General features: G+C 41.7%; 17 protein-coding genes. 7 read left to right on the forward strand and 10 right to left on the reverse strand.

Annotated features, from left to right (window positions below; genetic code table 11):
- Window positions 1-129: 129 nt before the first annotated feature.
- Window positions 130-1,572, forward strand: a complete 1,443-nt coding sequence (gene rsmF, locus AAEU28_RS01615) for a 16S rRNA (cytosine(1407)-C(5))-methyltransferase RsmF (protein WP_421962682.1) — start codon at window positions 130-132, stop codon at window positions 1,570-1,572.
- Between the two features lie 261 nt (window positions 1,573-1,833).
- Here the strand turns inward: rsmF and AAEU28_RS01620 are convergent, their stop codons facing one another.
- Window positions 1,834-3,336, reverse strand: coding sequence for an aldehyde dehydrogenase (NADP(+)) (locus AAEU28_RS01620; protein WP_421962683.1), 1,503 nt, complete (start codon window positions 3,334-3,336; stop codon window positions 1,834-1,836).
- 61 nt (window positions 3,337-3,397) lie between these two features.
- Window positions 3,398-4,399 (reverse strand): 4-hydroxyproline epimerase, encoded by a 1,002-nt coding sequence (locus tag AAEU28_RS01625; RefSeq protein WP_421962684.1) that lies wholly within the window; start codon window positions 4,397-4,399, stop codon window positions 3,398-3,400.
- 376 nt (window positions 4,400-4,775) lie between these two features.
- Between AAEU28_RS01625 and AAEU28_RS01630 the strand changes: the two genes are divergently transcribed.
- The 4 genes from AAEU28_RS01630 to map all read left to right on the forward strand — a co-directional run bounded on the left by AAEU28_RS01630 (window position 4,776) and on the right by map (window position 8,332).
- On the forward strand, window positions 4,776-6,017 hold the full coding sequence (locus AAEU28_RS01630) for an NAD(P)/FAD-dependent oxidoreductase (RefSeq protein ID WP_421962685.1): 1,242 nt from the start codon (window positions 4,776-4,778) through the stop codon (window positions 6,015-6,017).
- A gap of 9 nt (window positions 6,018-6,026) precedes the next feature.
- Window positions 6,027-7,259, forward strand: coding sequence for a M24 family metallopeptidase (locus AAEU28_RS01635; protein WP_421962686.1), 1,233 nt, complete (start codon window positions 6,027-6,029; stop codon window positions 7,257-7,259).
- A gap of 103 nt (window positions 7,260-7,362) precedes the next feature.
- Window positions 7,363-7,566: a ParD-like family protein gene (locus tag AAEU28_RS01640; protein ID WP_138478613.1), complete on the forward strand. Its 204-nt coding sequence runs from the start codon at window positions 7,363-7,365 to the stop codon at window positions 7,564-7,566.
- Window positions 7,559-8,332, forward strand: a complete 774-nt coding sequence (gene map / locus AAEU28_RS01645) for a type I methionyl aminopeptidase (RefSeq protein ID WP_421962687.1) — start codon at window positions 7,559-7,561, stop codon at window positions 8,330-8,332. Before AAEU28_RS01640 ends, map begins: the two co-directional genes overlap by 8 nt.
- A 106-nt stretch (window positions 8,333-8,438) precedes the next feature.
- Here the strand turns inward: map and sucD are convergent, their stop codons facing one another.
- The 8 genes from sucD to sdhC all read right to left on the reverse strand — a co-directional run bounded on the left by sucD (window position 8,439) and on the right by sdhC (window position 18,267).
- Entirely contained in the window at window positions 8,439-9,311 is an 873-nt protein-coding gene (sucD, locus tag AAEU28_RS01650) for a succinate--CoA ligase subunit alpha (RefSeq protein ID WP_058029926.1), read from the reverse strand.
- Complete coding sequence (sucC, locus tag AAEU28_RS01655) at window positions 9,311-10,477, reverse strand: ADP-forming succinate--CoA ligase subunit beta (protein WP_058029927.1); 1,167 nt, start codon at window positions 10,475-10,477, stop codon at window positions 9,311-9,313. Before sucC ends, sucD begins: the two co-directional genes overlap by 1 nt.
- 176 nt (window positions 10,478-10,653) lie before the next feature.
- The gene (odhB, locus tag AAEU28_RS01660) at window positions 10,654-12,150 is read right to left on the reverse strand and encodes a 2-oxoglutarate dehydrogenase complex dihydrolipoyllysine-residue succinyltransferase (protein ID WP_421962688.1); all 1,497 of its coding nucleotides are present in this window, start codon (window positions 12,148-12,150) and stop codon (window positions 10,654-10,656) included.
- 10 nt (window positions 12,151-12,160) lie between these two features.
- Window positions 12,161-14,974: a 2-oxoglutarate dehydrogenase E1 component gene (locus AAEU28_RS01665; protein WP_390444366.1), complete on the reverse strand. Its 2,814-nt coding sequence runs from the start codon at window positions 14,972-14,974 to the stop codon at window positions 12,161-12,163.
- Between the two features lie 84 nt (window positions 14,975-15,058).
- Entirely contained in the window at window positions 15,059-15,769 is a 711-nt protein-coding gene (locus tag AAEU28_RS01670) for a succinate dehydrogenase iron-sulfur subunit (protein ID WP_058029930.1), read from the reverse strand.
- Window positions 15,770-15,778: 9 nt separating this feature from the next.
- Complete coding sequence (sdhA, locus tag AAEU28_RS01675; RefSeq protein ID WP_349286529.1) at window positions 15,779-17,551, reverse strand: succinate dehydrogenase flavoprotein subunit; 1,773 nt, start codon at window positions 17,549-17,551, stop codon at window positions 15,779-15,781.
- Window positions 17,552-17,899, reverse strand: a complete 348-nt coding sequence (sdhD, locus tag AAEU28_RS01680) for a succinate dehydrogenase, hydrophobic membrane anchor protein (protein ID WP_058029932.1) — start codon at window positions 17,897-17,899, stop codon at window positions 17,552-17,554.
- The gene (gene sdhC, locus AAEU28_RS01685) at window positions 17,890-18,267 is read right to left on the reverse strand and encodes a succinate dehydrogenase, cytochrome b556 subunit (protein ID WP_058029933.1); all 378 of its coding nucleotides are present in this window, start codon (window positions 18,265-18,267) and stop codon (window positions 17,890-17,892) included. Before sdhC ends, sdhD begins: the two co-directional genes overlap by 10 nt.
- 400 nt (window positions 18,268-18,667) lie before the next feature.
- Between sdhC and AAEU28_RS01690 the strand changes: the two genes are divergently transcribed.
- Window positions 18,668-19,954 carry a citrate synthase gene (locus AAEU28_RS01690; protein WP_421962689.1) on the forward strand — a complete coding sequence of 429 codons (1,287 nt, stop codon included), beginning with the start codon at window positions 18,668-18,670 and terminating at the stop codon, window positions 19,952-19,954.
- An 80-nt stretch (window positions 19,955-20,034) separates the two neighbouring features.
- Complete coding sequence (locus AAEU28_RS01695; protein ID WP_421962690.1) at window positions 20,035-21,249, forward strand: aminotransferase class V-fold PLP-dependent enzyme; 1,215 nt, start codon at window positions 20,035-20,037, stop codon at window positions 21,247-21,249.

Here is a 21,249-nt window from a genome sequence, read left to right on the forward strand (position 1 = left end):
ACTAGAACATGTTTAAATACGAATATTTGAGTAAATTTAGATTTTTACACTAAACACTTTTTATATTTGAAAGAAATTTATTCTTAAAATGATAAGATCTCGTCAAAAGCAAATTTGCTAGAGATTATTTTGAATACCGATACCTTCATACCACAGAATTTCATCGACGATGTAAAAACCTATTTACCTGACAGCTTGAGTATTGAATCTTTTATTGAGTATTGTCAAAAACCGCTTAGACGATCAGTCAGAGTGAATACATTGAAAATGACAGTCACTGAATTTAAGCAGTACTGCTCAGCGAATAACTGGAAAATTGAAGGGGTTCCTTGGTGCGACACAGGCTTTTGGCTTGAGAGAAGTGTTGAAGAGGAAGAGGCCCTTCCTCTAGGCAGCACGGATATTCATTTGAGTGGTGGTATTTATGTTCAAGAAGCCAGCTCAATGTTGCCACCTATGGCGCTTCAATCAAGTTTAAAAGAAGATGGCATAGTCCTAGATATGGCTGCTGCCCCCGGGTCAAAAACATCGCAAATAGCCGCAATGATGAATAACCAAGGCATTCTGGTTGCAAACGAGCTTTCTTCTTCACGCTTAAAAGTACTGGCTGCAAATATGAAGCGTATGGGCGTGCATAACTGTGCACTGTCTCATTTTGACGGTGCTGTCTTTGGCGATTATATGTTTGAGTGTTTCGATAACATTCAGCTAGATGCACCTTGTTCTGGTGAAGGCACAGTCAGAAAAGATGCTGATGCCTTAAAGAATTGGTCTGTTGAGTCAAACATTGAGATTGCCGATGTACAAAAACAACTTATCAAAAGCGCATTCTTTGCTCTGAAACCCGGTGGCTCTTTAATTTACTCAACCTGTACTCTCACACCAATTGAAAACCAAGCGGTGTGTCAGTACCTACTTGAGCAATTTGGCGACAGTGTTGAAATCGAGCCATTAAATGCACTTTTTGAAAATGCAGACAAAGCCTGTACTCCAGAAGGCTATTTGCATGTATGGCCTCAGATTTTTGACAGTGAAGGCTTTTTCATCGCTAAATTTAAAAAATTAAAATCGGTTGATAACCCGAATTTAAAAACCAAAAAAGGTGCTTTCCCGTTTTCATCGGCTGATAAAAAGTTAACGCAAACCTTCATGTCAGCAATCAAAAAACAATTCGGAATTACATCACTACCGGGAGAGCTGACAATTCGAGACAAAGAGCTCTGGCTTTTTCCTGAACGATTCTCTGAAATTGAGAATAAGATCAAATATTCTCGTATCGGGATCAAGTTAGGCACAACCCATAAAAATGGCGTACGGCTTGAACATGAATTTGCAACAGCACTTGGGAAACTTGCAGAAAGTAACACCTATGCGCTCACACAATCACAAGCTGCCGATTATTATCAAGGCAAAGATATTCGACTTGAAACAGTTAGCAATCAAAATGGTGAGGTTATTTTAACCCTTTGTGGTGCACCGATAGGTTTAGGAAAATGGCAAAAAAATAAAATTAAAAATTCATTACCTAGAGATTTAGTTATGAATAATAGAGTTATTGAATGGTCGCGTTAGCAGTCTGATTAAGTTTTTAGACTAAATTCTTATAAGCATATATGTTACTGATAATTATAGAGTTTATTTTATGTTGTTTATTTGTAGTTTTTGTTAAGAGTTAACTACAATTAAATTACTTTCTTACTTCTCCCTGATTGTTAGAAAGGTGTTTTAAGTTAACGCATTGGCTCAAATGAGCCGTCCCCTAAGCCCAGAGTAACCTGTACTCTGGGTCTTTTTTTGCATTAAATATGCGGATAAAGCAATTCAATACTTAGATTACATCGCACTTTGACGACATATTGGACGTAAGAAACGTTGAATCGCATTCAAGCCAACAGAGGTTGAACGTACATCTGTTGAAGATGGGAATGGACCACCATGGTTCATTGATGCACAAACTTCAACGCCCGTAGGCATTTGGTTCTCAATTAAACGCCCTACTTTGTACTGTAGATCTTCACTTAGATCAGACGCAGACGCTATATCGCTGCCCGTGCCATGGATTGATGCTGTTAACTGACCTTCTAGAGCATCAACCAAGGTTTCTAGCTGTGCCATAGAGTCGTAGGTCACCAACATAGCTGCAGGACCAAATACTTCTTCATGTAATGAAGGTGTATTCAAGTAAGTGTCGATATCCGTTTTAAAGATATGGGCATTTGCATGAAACGCTTCAGATAACTCTGCCGCTGCCAAAACCTCTACACCCTCGATATCTGAGCGCTCGACCATGGCTTGTTTGAAGCTATTCAGAATATTTGGTGATAATAAAGTATCTGAACAGCTTGCAGCCACAGTTTTCTTAACGCTTTCTAGTAATGCAACTGAGCTGTTTGGTACTAACCAAAGGCCTGGGCTAGTACAAAACTGGCCATTACCCATCAACATTGAATTACATAAATTCGCACCAAGCTCTTCGCCATTTTGTTCTGCCATTTCTGGTAACACAAATTGCGGGTTAATACTGCCTAATTCACCATAGAATGGAATAGCTTCTTTACGTGTATTAATCGTGTCGATTAATTTACTCGCGACAGACATTGAGCCCGTGAAACCGACCGCTTTAATCGGCTCTGCAGCAACAAGTGCATGTGCCATGTCGTATTTCTTCGCTTGGATCATTGAAAATACACCTTTTGGCATATCACACTTGTCAATCGCTTTTTCAATAGCTCGAGTCATTAACTCGCTGGTTGCTGGGTGCGCAGTATGGCTTTTCATTACAACAGGACAACCTGCAGCAAGTGCCGATGCCGTATCACCACCAAGCGTCGAGAACGCATAAGGGAAGTTTGAAGCTCCGAAAACAGCAACAACACCAACAGGGATAAAATCAAGTTGGGTGCGCGGCTTAGCTAACGGTGCACGTGCAGGATCTGCCTCGTCTAATACACTTAGGTTAACAATGCCGTTTTGGCTTTGCTCTAAACCTTGTGCAAAAGCACGTAACTGATTCATAGTACGGCCGCGTTCGCCTTGTAAACGGGCAAACGGCAGGTTTGTCTCTTCGTGAGTCACTTCAAGCAGTTGATCACCTAGGGCTTCTATTTCATCTGCAATGGCATGCAAGAATGTTGCACGCTCAATAAGAGAAGTCTTTCTATAAACTTTAAATGCTTTTTCAGCTTCATTGATCGCTGTTGCAAGCATGTCTTGGCTTGCTTCGAAAAACTGAGTATCGATTGGCTCATGGCGCTTTGGTGAAAAGGCATGAAAAACTGATGCATCCGCATCTTTTAACCATTCACCTGCGATAAAACTTGCACCGCTAATTTCCATCTTTTTCTCCTCAATGAAAAAACCAGCTACTAATTGCTGGTTTTAGTCTAGTTTAAATTTGTTATACAACTTGAAAGCCAAAAGCATACGGGTCACTATCATCCACGCTAATGTTGCTAGTGCCCGTTACTTTCGACCATCCTTTGATACTTGGTAGGATTGCTGTTTTACCCGCGACTTCCGTAACACCTTCTATACAACCTACGAACTGGCTGCCGATGTAACTTTCATGTACAAAATCTTCACCTGGCTGTAATTTACCTTTTGCAAATAACTGCGCCATTCTTGCGCTTGTGCCTGTGCCACAAGGCGATCTGTCTATGGCTTTATCGCCATAGAAAACCGCATTGGCTGCGCTTGATTCTGCATGTTTTGGTTTGCCAGTCCAAAGAAGATGCGATGCGCCTTTTACGGTTGGATCTTCAGGGTGCACACACTCTAGTAACTCATTAATTGCTGTTCGCACAAGCGGGCTATATTTAAGAATTTCAGCAGCAGACCAATTTTCAATACCTGGGAAATTTTGTTGTGGCTCTACAATAATGTAGTAGTTACCACCGTAAGAGATATCGACCGTTAATTTGCCAAGCTCAGGGACTTCGACTTCAATATTTTCATAGGCTAAAAAAGCAGGCACATTGAATATTTTTACCCATTCAACTTTGCCATCAACCATTGAATATTCGGCATTAACACGCCCTGCTGGAGTATCAAGCTTTAATTTCCCTGGTTCTTTAGGATGCATTTGCGCATGCTCCAACGCAAAAGTCACTGTACCTATGGTGCCGTGACCACACATGGGTAAACATCCAGATGTTTCAACGAATAAAATAGCCGCATCGCCATCATCGGTTGTTGGTGGATATATAAATGAACCTGACATCATATCGTGCCCGCGCGGTTCGAACATCAGTGATTGACGGATCCAATCAAACTCGGCAAGAAAGTGCTGACGTTTTTCGCTCATCGTTTCACCCTTAAGATAAGGGTGACCGCTAGTGATTAAGCGTACAGGGTTGCCGCAAGTGTGGCCATCGATACAAGAAAATGTCCCTTTACGCATATTAATAACCCTGCTTGCCTAAGCTAAGAACCGTATTCGTGTTCACAGCATTTTGGAGTTGATTCGTAAAACTTTCATTTAATTGCGGAGCAACTACTGAATACAGAACTTGGCAATTAATGTTCATTGTCTTTCCTCTTTACCTTTTATGGTTTACATCCTACGCATATTGTATACAATGTTCAATATTCCACTGTGTATTTTTCTTTAAAAGTTTTTATCGATCTGAAGACATATTGACGTTTAAAAGATTAAGCAACTGAAAGTATTAATAAAACTCACAGTTTGAAGACGAACCAAATTTTCTATACAAACTAAAAAATAGAGACATGCAATATCTTGAAATTAGGCTTTCAAGGTATTTTGGAGACAATCGATGCAAGAGAAGCAACATATTGCTGTTATCGGCGCTGGGATCATTGGGCTTTGCAATGCGAAAAGTCTGACTGATGCTGGATTTTCAGTCACATTATTTGATGAACACGGTATTGCAGAAAAATGCTCTAAAGGTAACGCCGGTCACTTCGCTACTGAACAAGTTTTCCCACTCGCACAAGCGAGTTTATTACCAAAACTTCCTAGTATGTTGTTAAATCCAAAAGGCGCTTTAAGAATAGATTGGTTATATCTGTTCAAAGCCTTACCATGGTTCACTCGCTTTTTAATCAATATGTCTAAATCAAAATTTAGTGCGCATACCAAGGCACTTAGGCAATTAAACGAGGCATCACTACCTGCCTATAAGACTTTATTAGGTGAAGAGAACTTCGAAAAGTTAATCCATGTAGATGGCAGCCTACTCAGCTTTGAACACGAAGATTATAAATTGGCTGCGACAATGGCTCAATCATTTCGAGCAAATGGCGTTGCAGTTAAACACTTAAAAGGTGATGATGTTTTTGAACTAGAGCCAAGTCTAAGCAAGAACATTAAACAAGCTTTATATTTTACTGAAGTTGGCCACAGCGTTGACCCATATGACTTATGCCAAGCCATTTATAAAATAGCAAAAAGTCAGGGCTTAGTATTTAAAAATGATAAAGTGACACGAATTGTCCCGAACAATAATGGGGTGATGATCGAGCTTGCATCAGGCGCCAAACATCAATTTGCTAAAGTGGTAGTTTCGACCGGCGCTTGGAGCAAACCTTTAGCAAAACAACTTGGTTTTAAAGTACCGATAGATACTGAGCGTGGTTACCATGCCATGATTGATAATTCGACTAGTTTACAACGCCCTGTAGCTTCAGCCGATAGACAATTTATTATAACCCCAATGAAGCAAGGGCTTAGACTAGCTGGCACCGTGGAGTTTGCAGGACTGGAAGCCGCTGAAAACATGACAAGAGCGACTATGCTTTTAGATCACGCCAAAGCGCTTGTTAACGGTATCAAAAAACAAAGTGTTAAAACCACCTGGATGGGTCATCGCCCTTCTCTTCCTGATTCATTACCTGTATTAAATACAGCACCCAATAATAAAAATATTGTATTTGCTTTTGGCCATCAACATTTAGGTCTGACCCAAGCGGCAATTACAGCACAAATTGTCTCACAACTTTGCTTAGGTGAGAAAACTAGCATAGATTTAACCCCTTACAGAATAGACAGATTCTAGGAGCAAAATATGAAGCCATTAGGCGTTGGTACGAAAACCAAACAAGAAGCTTTAGAGTCATTACAAAATATGACTCATGACTTAAAGCCAATTAGCATCGAAGAATACCAGCAGCGTATAGAAAAAGCACAGCGCTATATGCAAGACAACGATATTGCAGCTTTATATTTGAATGCAGGCACGAATTTAAAATACTTCACAGGTATGCAATGGTATGCCAGTGAGCGTATGGTTGGCGCTATTTTACCAGCAAAAGGCGAAGTGCAATTTATCGCGCCTTATTTCGAAATTGGCACACTATTAGACCATCAAGTCGTAGAAGGTCCAATTCACGGCTGGCAAGAAGAGCAGAGCCCTTACCAATTATTCTTAAACGTGCTTGAACAGCTTGGCATTGACTCAGATGCAAAAGTTGCCATTGATGAAAGCGCGGCGTTTTTCATTTTTGATGGCATTCGCAACCTTGCTCCTTCTCTTAAGCTAATTAACGGTAAAGAAGTCACTGCACATTGTCGTATGTATAAATCAGACAACGAATTGAAGCTTATTCAACGTGCTATGGACATGACTTTAGAAGTTCATAAAGCAACGGCGAGTATGTTACATGAAGGGATCAGCACGACTGAAGTTGAAGCCTTCATAAATGAAGCGCATAAAAAAGTGGGCGCACCATCAGGAAACTATTTCGTGATTGTACTGTTTGGTAAAGCAAGCTCGTTTCCACATGGTGTGAAAGACCCACAAACCTTAAAAGAAGGTGATGTGGTTCTAATTGATACTGGCTGCAAAGTACATGATTACCTATCGGATATCACCCGCACATTTGTATTTGGCGAAGCAACAGAGCGCCAAAAAAGTATGTGGCAACATGAGAAGAATGCGCAGGCTGCTGCATTTGAAGCGGCACAAATTGGTAATACATGTGGCGATGTAGATAAAGCGGCAAGAGATTATTTAGCGTCAGTTGATCTTGGCCCTGATTATCAAACACCAGGATGTCCGCACAGAACAGGCCACGGTATCGGCTTAGATATTCATGAATGGCCTTATCTTGTAAAGAATAACCCGCAACCATTAGCACCAGGCATGTGTTTTAGTAACGAGCCTATGCTAGTGATCCCTAATGAGTTTGGGATTCGCCTTGAGGATCATTTCTATATGACGGAAAACGGTCCTAAATGGTTTACTGAGCCAAGTCATAGTATTGATGACCCATTTGGATTGGAAACTAGCAAAAGTTAAAAAGCATTTTAGATGTAATGTTAAGCAAACCAAAGGAAGCATTCGCTTCCTTTTTTTATTTCACGATATACAATGTATATATGTTTTATATATGGAATATATAATGGGTATTGTAAAAATTTCAGATGAACTACACGAAGAAATTCGTACAACGTCGTCAGTTATGTCTCGCTCTATCAACTCGCAAGCCGAATTTTGGATAAAAATAGGTCGCTTATGCGAAATGCATCCTGACAAAACATTTAACGAGTTAATTCAACAAGAACTCATGTTACAGCGACAAAAAGAGGCATCACTGAATGAATGAAGTTACCATTAAATCGGTAGATGAAATTGCACTGATGAAAGAATCAGGCAAGTTGCTCGCCAAAGTGTTCAAAATGCTCGACGATTTCATCAAACCCGGAGTTTCAACGTTAGAAATTGATTCGCAAGTAGAAAACTATATCGTCAATGAATTAAGGGCGCGCCCTGCTTCAAAAGGACAATACGGCTATCAGTATTGTCTAAATAGCTCAATTAACGAAGTAGTCTGTCATGGCGTACCTAGTGCAAGCCAGGTTTTAAAAAGTACTGATATCGTCAATATTGACATTACTTTAGAGAAAAATGGCTTTATCACAGACTCAAGTAAAATGTATGTCATGCCAGATGCCAAACCTGATGCGAGAGCACTGGTCAAAGTCACGACTGAGGCGATGTGGTTAGGTATAAAAACCGTAAAGCCAGGTGCAAAGCTCGGTGATATTGGATTTGCAATACAGAATTATGTGAGTAAATTTGGCTACACGGTTGTAAAAGAGTATTGCGGGCACGGTATAGGCCGAGAAATGCATGAAGAGCCAAATGTTTTACACTATGGCCGCCCTAACACTGGCCTAACTTTAAAAGAAGGCATGACTTTCACAATTGAACCAATGATCAACCAAGGCACAGCAAGAGTTAAAACTAAAAAAGATGGTTGGACTGTAGTCACCAAAGACAGAAAGCTTTCAGCACAAGCCGAACACACTATTCTTGTTACAAAAGACGGTTTTGAAGTACTCACACTTCGCGAAGAAGAACAAATTTAAGTTTTATTTTACACTTCTAGCTTCTAGCTTCTAGCTTCTAGCTTCTAGCTATCGAAATTTAAATACAAAAAAGGCTCCCTAAGGAGCCTTTTTAAGCAAGGTTAGATTACCAACCCGCTTTTTCTTTAAGTGCAACACCGATGTCAGCTAGTGAACGAACAGTCTTAACACCTGCAGCTTCTAGTGCAGCGAACTTCTCGTCAGCTGTACCTTTACCACCAGAGATAATTGCACCAGCGTGGCCCATGCGCTTACCTGGAGGAGCTGTAACACCAGCGATGTAAGAAACAACTGGCTTAGTTACATTGTGCTTGATGTACTCAGCTGCTTCTTCTTCAGCTGTACCACCAATCTCACCGATCATTACGATAGCTTCAGTTTGCTCGTCTTTCTCGAACATCTCAAGTACGTCGATGAAGTTAGTACCAGGGATTGGGTCACCACCGATACCAACACATGTAGATTGACCGAAACCAGCGTCAGTTGTTTGCTTAACAGCTTCGTAAGTAAGCGTACCAGAACGTGATACGATACCTACTTTACCTGGCTTGTGGATGTGACCAGGCATGATACCGATCTTAGTTTCACCTGGAGTGATAACACCTGGGCAGTTAGGACCGATCATACGAACGCCAGTTTGCTCAAGCTTCTCTTTCACGTCAACCATGTCTAGTGTAGGGATACCTTCAGTGATACAAACGATAAGCTGGATACCAGCATCGATTGCTTCTAAGATAGCATCTTTACAGAACGCAGCTGGAACGTAGATTACTGATGCAGTTGCGCCAGTAGTTTCTACAGCTTCACGCACAGTGTTGAATACAGGAAGACCTAGGTGAGTTGTACCACCTTTACCTGGAGAAACACCACCAACCATCTGTGTACCGTACTGGATAGCTTGCTCTGAGTGGAAAGTACCTTGACCACCAGTGAAACCTTGACAGATTACTTTAGTATCTTTGTTAATTAAAACAGACATTATTTGCCCTCCGCAGCAGCAACTACTTTCTCAGCAGCGTCAGTTAGAGACTCAGCTGCAATGATGTCAAGATCAGAGTTAGCAAGAACTTCACGACCTAGTTCAGAGTTAGTACCTTCAAGACGTACAACAACTGGTACGTTTACACCAACTTCTTTAACAGCACCAATGATACCTTCTGCGATCATGTCACAACGTACGATACCACCGAAGATGTTAACTAGAACTGCTTTAACATTGTCATCAGAAAGGATGATCTTGAATGCTTCAGCAACACGCTCTTTAGTAGCACCGCCACCAACATCTAGGAAGTTAGCTGGCTTACCACCATGTAGGTTTACGATGTCCATAGTACCCATTGCTAGGCCTGCACCGTTAACCATACAACCAACGTTACCGTCTAGAGCAACGTAGTTAAGCTCGAAGCTTGCTGCGTGAGCTTCACGCGCGTCTTCTTGTGAAGGATCGTGGAATTCACGGATCTTAGGCTGACGGAATAATGCGTTACCGTCTACACCGATCTTACCGTCTAGACAGTGAAGGTTACCAGCGTCTGTGATTACTAGAGGGTTGATTTCAAGAAGTGCGAAATCGTGATCGATGAACATGTTCGCAAGACCTAAGAAGATCTTAGTGAACTGTTTGATTTGTGCAGGAGTTAGACCTAGTTTGAAGCCTAGCTCACGACCTTGGTAAGCTTGAGGGCCTACTAGTGGATCGATTTCTGCTTTGTGAATTAGTTCAGGTGTTTCTTCAGCAACTTGCTCGATTTCAACACCACCTTCAGTTGAAGCCATGAACACGATTTTACGTGAAGCACGGTCTACAACAGCACCTAGGTATAATTCATTTGCAATATCAGTGCAGCTTTCTACTAAGATTTTAGCAACTGGCTGACCTTTTTCGTCTGTTTGGTAAGTAACTAAGTTTTTACCTAACCAGTTTTCTGCGAATGCGCGGATTTCGTCTTTGCTGTCGGCTAGTTTTACACCGCCAGCTTTACCACGTCCACCTGCGTGCACTTGACATTTAACAACCCACTTGTCACCACCGATTTTACCAGCAGCTTCAACTGCTTCTTGTGGTGTATCACAAGCGAAACCTTCAGATACAGGTAAACCATAGTCGGCAAAAAGTTGTTTTGCCTGATACTCATGCAAATTCATGATGCTTTATCCAATTTCTTATACTATTAAAGCTATTTATGAGTTCATAAACAGCTATCCCAAATTGCGCCCCTAGTATAGATCCCAAGGCTAAGTATGAAAACCCTAGTTAGACCAAAGCCGCAAAAAAAAAGCTGTATGATGTGTCATACAGCTTAATATCTAAACAATAACGATTATACGTCTAGAAGAAGACGCGTTGGATCTTCAAGAAGTTCCTTAATTGTTACCAAGAAGCCTACTGATTCTTTACCATCGATTTGACGGTGGTCGTAAGAAAGCGCTAGGTACATCATAGGTAAAATTTCAACTTTACCGTTTACAGCCATAGGACGCTCTTGGATTTTGTGCATACCAAGAATTGAAGACTGAGGTAAGTTGATGATAGGTGTAGAAAGTAATGAACCGAATACACCACCATTTGTGATAGTGAAGTTACCGCCTGTCATATCGTCAACAGTTAGCTTACCATCACGACCTTTAAGCGCTAATTCACGAATACCCTTCTCGATTTCAGCCACTGAAAGCTTGTCACAATCACGAAGTACTGGTGTAACTAGACCACGAGGAGTAGAAACCGCGATGCTGATATCAAAGTAGTTGTGGTAAACGATGTCATCACCGTCAATTGACGCATTTACTTCAGGGAAACGCTTAAGTGCTTCTGTTACTGCTTTCACATAGAAAGACATGAAACCTAAACGGATACCGTGACGCTCTTCAAATACATCTTTGTATTGCTTACGAAGATCCATGATTGGTTTCATGTTAACTTCGTTGAACGTAGTAAGCATTGCCGTTGAGTTCTTAGCTTCAAGAAGACGGTTAGCAATTGTCTTACGTAGACGTGTCATAGGTACACGTTTCTGTGAACGGTCACCTAAAGGCGCAGCAGGTGCTTGTGCAGATGCTGCCGCAGGAGCCGCAGCAGGCTTAGCCGCTGGAGCTTTAAGGAATGCATCAACGTCTTCTTTCGTGATACGACCACCTTTACCAGTACCTTTGATCTGTGAAGCATCAAGGCCTTTTTCAGCGATTAAACGACGAACTGAAGGTGTTAATACGTCTGAAGACTCATCAGAAGCTGGTGCAGCTTCTGTAGCAGGTGCCGCTGCTGGAGCAGAAGCGCCAACAACGATATTACCAATCACTTGTTCGCCAAGAACAGTTTCACCTTCAGCATGGATCTGCTCGCCCATCACACCGTCTTCAGGTGCAACAACTTCTAGAACAACCTTATCTGTTTCAATATCAACAAGGTTCTGGTCGCGGCTTACCGCTTCACCAGGTTGAACATGCCAAGTTGCAATTGTAGCGTCTGCTACTGATTCTGGAAGTACAGGTACTTTAATTTCCACGTCTTTACCTTCTGTTGCTGCAGCAGCTACTGGTGCAGCTTGTTCATTTGATTGTTGAGCTGGTGCAGCAGCTTCGCCAGCAGCACCAAGTTGAGCAATCACTTGCTCGCCTAATACAGTTGCGCCTTCATCTTCAGAGATAGATACAATTACACCATCTTCTGGTGCAACTACCTCTAGAACAACTTTGTCAGTTTCGATGTCAACTAAGTTTTGGTCACGTGATACAGCATCACCAACTTTAACATGCCAAGTCGCGACAGTAGCGTCTGCTACTGACTCAGGAAGAACTGGAACCTTAATTTCGGTTGTCATCTCTTATCCCTTATTTCTTAATTGTTAATGCGTCAGCAACTAACGCGTTTTGTTCTTTAGTATGAGTAGACATATAACCACATGCTGGAGCAGCTGAAGCCTTACGTCCTGCGTAAGAAAGATTTGCACCCGCTGGGATTGCTTCCCAGAAATGGTGTTGAGAACAGTACCAAGCACCTTGGTTTTGTGGCTCTTCTTGACACCATACGAAATCTTTAACATGTTGATAGCGAGACATGATGTCTTCCATTTCCTGATGAGGGAAAGGATATAACTGTTCAACACGAACAATAGCAACATTGTTTAATTCAAGCTTACGACGCTCTTGCAGTAGTTCGTAATAAACTTTACCACTACAGAAAACCACTCTTTCAACATTTTCAGGATTGATATCGTCAATCTCATCAATCATGTTGTGAAAGACACCTTCCGAAAGCTCTTCTAAAGAAGAAACAGCTAGAGGATGACGTAATAGTGATTTAGGTGTCATTACAATCAATGGACGACGTAAAGGACGAACAGATTGACGACGAAGCATTGCATAAACTTGAGCCGGTGTTGAAGGAACACACACCTGCATATTATGGTCAGCACATAATTGTAGGTAACGCTCTAGACGTGCAGAACTGTGCTCTGGACCCTGGCCTTCGTAGCCATGAGGAAGAAGCATAGTTAAACCACATAAACGACCCCACTTTTGCTCACCTGAGCTTAAGAACTGGTCAAATACAACCTGAGCACCGTTAGCGAAGTCACCGAATTGCGCTTCCCAAAGAACCAGTGAAGTAGGCTCTGCTGTTGCATAACCATATTCAAACGCTAATACAGCTTCTTCAGATAAAACTGAGTCGTAAACTTCAAATGCGCCCTGACCTTCACGGATATTTTGTAGAGGTAGGTAAACAGATGCATCTTCTTGGTTGTGAACAACAGCATGACGGTGGAAGAAAGTACCACGGCCAGAATCCTGACCTGTCATACGGACGTCTGTGCCTTCATCTACTAAAGTTGCATACGCCAAAGATTCAGCCATACCCCAGTCTAGTAATTTGTCACCGCTCGCCATTGCTTTACGGTCGTCATATATTTTCTTTACACGAGACTGTGCTTTGTGGTTTTCTGGATAAGCAGCAAGCACATTACCAAGCTCTTTCAGCTTCTCAACAGATACCTTCGGATCGTAAGCTACATCCCAATCATGACCTACAAACTTAGACCAATCAGATGAGTGTTTAGTTTCTTCTTTAACTTCTTCAACAACACATACACCGTTGTCTAAGCCATTGCGGTATTCATTCGCAAGCGCTTTTGACTCATCAGCAGAAATCACACCTTCAGCAGCGAGCTTGTCTGCATAAAGCTGACGAGGAACTGGGTGCTTTTTGATTTTCTGATACATCAGTGGCTGAGTTGCATTTGGCTCATCTGCTTCGTTGTGACCGTGACGACGGTAACAAACTAAGTCAATAACAACATCGCGCTTAAACTGATTACGGAAATCAAGTGCTAGCTGAGTTACAAATGCAACTGCTTCTGGGTCATCAGAATTCACGTGGAAGATTGGTGCCTGAACCATCTTAGCGATGTCAGTACAATAATCTGTAGAGCGAACATCTTCTTGCTTAGACGTTGTGAAACCAACTTGGTTGTTTACAACGATTCGAACTGTACCACCTACACCAAATGCGCGTGTTTGCGATAAGTTGAATGTTTCTTGAACAACACCTTGACCAGCAATTGCAGAGTCACCGTGGATAGTAATAGGTAGTGCTTTAGAACCATTCTTACACCCTAAACGGTCAAGACGTGCTCTTACTGAACCCATAACTACAGGATTAACGATTTCAAGGTGAGATGGGTTGAATGCAAGCGCCATATGAACATCACCACCATTGGTAGCGAAGTCAGATGAATAACCCATATGGTATTTAACATCACCCGAACCTGCTAGCTCACCGTATTTACCAGCAAACTCATCGAAAAGAACCTGTGGATTTTTACCTAGAACGTTTACCAGAACGTTCAAACGACCACGGTGCGCCATACCAATTACAGCTTCTTCTTGGCCACTTTCACCTGCACGGTGAATTAGCTCTTTAAGCATAGGTACTAATGCATCACCACCTTCTAAAGAGAAGCGTTTTGCACCTGGGAATTTTGCACCTAAATACTTTTCAAGACCATCAGCTGCAATTAGGCCTTTAAGAATTCTAAGTTTAGTTTCTTTGCTAAATTGAGGCTGTGAGAAGGTAGATTCTAAACGTTTTTGTAACCAACGTTTTTCTTCTGTAGAAGTGATATGCATGTATTCAGCACCAACAGAACCACAGTAAGTGGTTTTCAAGGCTGCATACAAGTCTTTTAGTTTCATTGTCTCTTTGCCACAAGCAAAAGAGCCAACGTTAAATTCTTTGTCTAAGTCAGCATTGTCTAGATCATGGTAAGACAAATCTAGATCTCTAACACGTTCACGTTGCCACAAACCTAACGGATCAAGGTTTGCATTTTGATGGCCTCGGAATCTAAACGCATTGATAAGCTGTAGTACACGTACTTGTTTAGCATCTGTAGTACCAGCTGCTGCAACAACTACTTCTCTGTGTTTGTTTTTCGCAAGTTCAGCAAATTGTGCTTTCACTTCTGAATGTTTTACATCAACATCCACACCATCAACTTTAGGAAGTTGATCAAACACCTCACGCCATTCTTCTGGCACTGAAGTCGCATCGTCTAGATACGCTTCATAAAGCTCTTCTACATAAGCTACGTTTCCGCCATATAAATGCGAAGATTCTAGCCATGCCTTCATCACACCTTCGTGCATTAATTAGCCCTTTTTATTCGCGCAGAAATTAAACTAAAAACAAGATGGCATCTGCAGATGCCATCTTGTGGATTTAACTATGGATTAAACCGAACGATTTAACAACATAGATTTAATCTGACCAATGGCTTTAGTTGGATTTAAGCCTTTTGGACATACGCTTACACAGTTCATAATACTGTGACAGCGGAATACGCTAAATGCATCATCTAAATCTTTCAGACGCTCTTCAGTCGCAGTATCACGGCTATCCGCTAAGAAACGGTAAGCGTGTAATAGACCTGCAGGACCGATGAACTTATCTGGATTCCACCAGAATGAAGGACAAGATGTTGAACAACAAGCACATAAAATACACTCATAAAGACCATCAAGCTTTTCACGATCTTCAACACTCTGAAGACGCTCAATACCACCTGTTGGCTTATCATTAATTAAGAAAGGTTTAACTTTCTCGTATTGAGTGTAGAACTGAGTCATGTCGATAACAAGGTCACGAATGACTGGTAAACCTGGTAAAGGACGTAAAATTACTTTATTGCCCTTTAATGCAGATAACGGAGTAATACATGCTAGGCCGTTTTTGCCGTTCATGTTTAAACCATCAGAGCCACATACACCTTCACGGCAAGAGCGACGGAAAGAAAGTGTTGGATCTTGCTCTTTTAATAATAAAAGTGCATCCAAAACCATCATATCACGGCCTTCTTCTACCTCGAGTTTATAATCCTGCATACGTGGCGCATTGTCCACATCAGGGTTATAACGATAAACAGAAAATTCTAATGTTGCCATCGTTAACTCCTAGTAAGTACGTGCTTTAGGTGGGAATGCTTCACGCGTAGTCGGCGCAAAGTTTACATCACGTTTAGTCATCACATCTGACTCTGGGTGATGTAATGAGTGACATAGCCAGTTTGCATCGTCACGCTCTGGGAAGTCAAAGCGAGAGTGAGCACCACGGCTTTCAGTACGGAAGTTTGCAGCTACGGCCGTAGAGTAAGCAGTTTCCATAAGGTTGTCTAACTCAAGACATTCGATACGTTGTGTATTGAAGTCTGACGACTTATCGTCAAGACGCGCGTGCTTAAGACGCTCACGAATAGCTTTAAGCTGCTCAAGACCTTCAGCCATTGAGTCACCTTCACGGAATACCGAGAAGTTAAGCTGCATACACTCTTGTAAGTCTTTCTTGATTTGCGCTGGATCTTCACCTTTACCAGGTTCAGAGTTTTCCCAACGATTAAAGCGAGCAAATGCTTCGTCAATGTTATCTTGCGTCGCATCACCTGTAGACTCGAAGTCTTTCAGGTAAGTACCTAAGAAGTTACCTGCTGCACGACCGAATACAACAAGGTCAAGTAGTGAGTTACCACCTAGACGGTTTGCACCGTGTACAGATACACATGCAATCTCACCAACAGCGAATAAACCTTCAACGATGCGCTCGTCACCGTTTTCATTCACGTTAAGTACTTGGCCATTTACGTTAGTCGGTACACCACCCATCATGTAGTGACATGTTGGGATTACAGGAATTGGCTCTTCTGCCGGGTCAACGTGTGCGAATGTCTTAGATAGATCACAAACACCTGGAAGACGTAGGTTAAGCATTTCAGCACCAAGGTGATCAAGCTTAAGTTTGATATGTGGACCCCAAGGACCTTCACAACCACGACCTTCACGAATTTCTGTCATCATTGCACGTGCAACAACGTCACGACCTGCTAAATCTTTAGCGTTTGGCGCATAACGTTCCATGAAGCGTTCGCCGTCTTTATTAAGAAGGTAACCACCTTCACCACGACAACCTTCAGTTACAAGTGTACCTGCACCAGCGATACCCGTTGGGTGGAACTGCCACATTTCCATGTCTTGCATAGCAATGCCAGCACGAACTGCCATACCAACACCGTCACCAGTGTTAATGTGTGCGTTCGTTGTTGACGCATAAATACGACCAGCGCCACCTGTTGCAAGCACAACAGCTTTTGATTTGAAGTAAACAACTTCACCTGATTCAATACAGATGGCTGTTACACCAACAACGTCACCCTTGTCATTTTTAACAAGGTCTAACGCATACCACTCTGAGAATACGTTTGTTTTGTTTTTAACGTTTTGTTGGTAAAGACAGTGAAGAAGTGCGTGACCAGTACGGTCAGCTGCAGCTGCTGTACGCGCAGCCTGTTCGCCACCGAAGTTTTTAGATTGACCACCAAATGGACGTTGGTAAACACGGCCGTTCTCGAAACGCGAGAATGGTAAACCCATGTTCTCAAGTTCTGTGATAGCTTCTGGACCTGTCTTAGTCATGTATTCGATAGCGTCTTGGTCACCGATGTAATCAGAACCTTTAACCGTATCGTACATGTGCCATTCCCAGTTATCTTCATGAGAATTACCAAGAGCAACTGTAATACCACCTTGCGCAGACACTGTATGCGAACGAGTTGGGAATACTTTAGAGATCAGGGCACAGCTTTTGCCTGATTCAGAAATCGCAAGAGCAGCACGCATACCAGCACCACCGGCGCCTACTACTACTGCATCAAATTCACGAACATTATATTTCACTTAAACACCCCATAAAACGAATAGACCAATTGCTACGTAAGCAACGGCCATAAGGTTTAATACGAAACCTAAAACTGAACGCAACGCAGATGCTTTCACATAGTCTGTTAGGACTTGCCAAAGACCAATGCGAGTGTGAACCATAATGCACACTAAAGTGATAAACGTTGCTGCTTTAACGAAAAGGTTTGAGAATAAACCCGTCCAAGCTTCATAAGTAAGTTCAGGGGTAAGGAATAAATAACCAACGATAAAGAATGCATATGCTGCAATGATTAACGCGGTAGCACGTAATGATACATAATCTTGTACACCATCACGCTTCAGAGTTGCTTGATTTAAGACCATATCCACACTCCAGCTAGAATTGCAACGATTACCCAAAGTGCAATCGCAATTTTAGCGCTGCTATTGCCCGATTCTAATTCTTCCCAGTGACCCATATCTTGGATCATATGGCGAATACCACCGATTAGGTGATATGAAAGCGCCGCGAAGGTGCCCCATGCAATGAATTTTGCAATAAAGCCAGTGAATAGCTCTTTTACAAATTCAAACCCTTCAGGAGAAGAAAGAGACTCAGACCAAGCCCAGATAACAAAAGTTAAAGCAATGAACAATGCCACACCCGAAATACGGTGAAGGATTGATGCTTTAGCAGTTGCTGGCATAGATATAGTCGTAAGATCTAGATTTACAGGTCTTTGCTTTTTCACAGTTACTTGCCCATCTTGCCCACATAAGGAGCTTCATCTACTTGTTTTTATAAAACCATTTATACCGAATGTATAAATGACACACTCTAAGTAAACCTTTTTTGCAACAGAAACGGATTTTTGTTGTAAAAATAGGTTTACCCACAGACGACATGGTATTAAACCGCATACAGTATATAAGGCCGTGAGTGCTTTTACAATTCTTGTTTAGATTGAGAAGCTTGCGAATTAGCCAATGGTATAATATTTAAACTTGAGTAGAATATTTATTATCCATTTTTGCATAATCCTTATAAAAATTGACTTTACACCCCTGTTATACGTTAAAATGATCTGAATTTGCTTAACATTAGTATCACAACATAACAATCGACATTGTTATTTCATAGGAGATAAATAGATGGCAGATAAAAAAGCCACAGTCCATATTGATGGTCATGATCCAATCGAACTTCCAATTTACTCTGGCACAGCTGGTCAAGACGTAATTGACGTTCGTACCCTAGGCGCTCACGGCCACTTCACATATGATCCAGGTTTTATGTCTACTGGCTCTTGTGAGTCATCTATTACCTACATCGATGGTGGTAAAGGTGTTCTACTTCACCGTGGCTACCCTATCGAGCAATTAGCTGAGAACTCAAACTACATCGAGTTATGCTACTTACTTCTTAACGGTGAACTTCCTACAGAAGAACAACACGCTGAGTTTGCTAAAGAAATCACAACCAACACTATGATGCACGAGAAGATTGCTGCTTTCTTCCAAGGCTTCCGTGTAGATTCACACCCAATGGCTATGCTATGTGGTGTTGTTGGTGCACTTTCTTCATTCTACCATGACGATTTAGACATCTCAGATGCTGATCAGCGTCACCGTAGTGCGGTTAAACTAATCGCTAAGCTGCCTACTATTGCGGCTATGTGTTACAAGTACAACATCGGCCAACCATTTGTATACCCTCGCAATGACCTAAGCTATGCTGAAAACTTCCTACACATGATGTTCTCAGTACCTGCTGAGAAGTATGAAGTAAGCCCTGTTCTTGCTAAAGCAATGGACCGTATTTTCATGCTTCACGCTGATCACGAGCAAAACGCTTCAACGTCTACTGTTCGTCTGGCTGGTTCTTCTGGTGCAAACCCATATGCATGTATTGCAGCTGGTATCGCGTCACTATGGGGTCCTGCTCACGGTGGTGCAAACGAAGCATGTTTGAACATGTTAGAAGAAATCGGTTCAGTTGATCGTATTGACGAATATGTTGCTAAAGCGAAAGACAAAAACGACCCATTCCGTCTAATGGGCTTCGGTCACCGTGTTTACAAAAACTTCGATCCGCGTGCAACAGTAATGCGTGAAACGTGTCACCAAGTACTTGAAGAACTAAACATTCAAGATCCGCTACTAGACGTTGCTATGCGTTTAGAGCAAATCGCGCTCGAAGACCCATACTTCATCGAGAAGAAACTATACCCTAACGTAGATTTCTACTCAGGTATCATTCTTAAAGCGATTGGCATCCCAACAAGCATGTTCACTGTGATCTTTGCTATGTCTCGTACAGTTGGTTGGATCTCACACTGGGATGAGATGCTATCTCAACCAGGTCACAAAATTGGTCGTCCTCGTCAGCTTTACACTGGCTACACACAGCGCGACTACAAAGCAAAATCAGAAAGATAATGCTTTAACATTCAAAAAAGGCCGCACTCGCGGCCTTTTTTATTGTTATAATTTGCGAAATTTTACTAAATCTTTCTAGTATGTGCCCTATCTCTGAACTTAGACAACAGTTTCCTATCTTGAATTCAAATAGTGAAGACCCTTTTATCTATCTCGATTCAGGTGCAACAAGCCAAAAACCACGACAAGTTATCGAGGCAGTAGATTCTTTTTATCGCGAGCAAAATGCAAATGTACACCGAGGTTTACACACGCTAAGCGCTGAAGCCACTTCTGCATTTGAGAAAGCCCGTGAAAAAGTCGCTAATTTTTTAAATGTTCAGAGTAAAGAAATTGTTTGGACGGCAGGTGCGACAGATAGTATTAATATTATTGCTAATGGTATTAAAGCGCAACTTAACCAAGGTGAAGTAATATGCGTATCTGCTTTAGAACATCACGCAAACATCGTACCTTGGCAAGAATTATGTAAAGAAAGAGGCTGTATTCTTAAAGTTTTACCTATCACAGAATCGGGCGTTTTAGATCTAAAATCATCTGTTGAGCTCATTTTCGAACAGAAACCAAAAATAGTTGCCATAAGCCACGCTTCAAATGCCTTAGGGAATATTCAACCTGTAGAGAAAATTATTGAAGCTGCTCATGAAGTTGGGGCTAAAACGATTCTAGATGGCGCACAAGCCTTTATGCACCTTCGTCCAAATCTTCGTAATCTTAACTGCGACTTTTATGTATTTTCTGCACATAAAGCATTAGGACCGACTGGATTAGGAGTTTTGTATGGTAAATATGACCAATTAAATGCACTTAATCCTTTAAGATTCGGTGGAGAAATGATCAAAGAAGTCTCTTTTGAACAGACAACATTTCAAGATGCGCCAAGCAAGTTTGAGGCAGGTACTCCAAATATTTCAGCTGTCATTGGTTTTTCTGCTGCGCTCGATTTTTTAAATTCAATTGATTACAAAGAATTACAACAATACGAGCAAGGGCTTTATCACTACTTACTGAGTCAATTGCGCACCATTAATGGCGTTATCATTTATGGTGATACTGAAAATAACATTGGCACAATAAGCTTTAGATATAAAAATGAACACCATTTTGACTTGGCTACTTTGCTTAATGGCTATGGCGTCGCCATACGTAGCGGTCACCACTGTACACAGCCTTTAATGAAGGCGCTCGATATCGACGGTACAATCCGTGTGAGCCTGGCGTTTTATAATAATCATGACGACATTGATGCGTTTATTCAGGCATTAAAAGAGTCCATCGACTTACTAGAAATCTAA

Source organism: Pseudoalteromonas sp. SS15 (assembly GCF_049257195.1).
Taxonomy (GTDB): domain Bacteria; phylum Pseudomonadota; class Gammaproteobacteria; order Enterobacterales; family Alteromonadaceae; genus Pseudoalteromonas.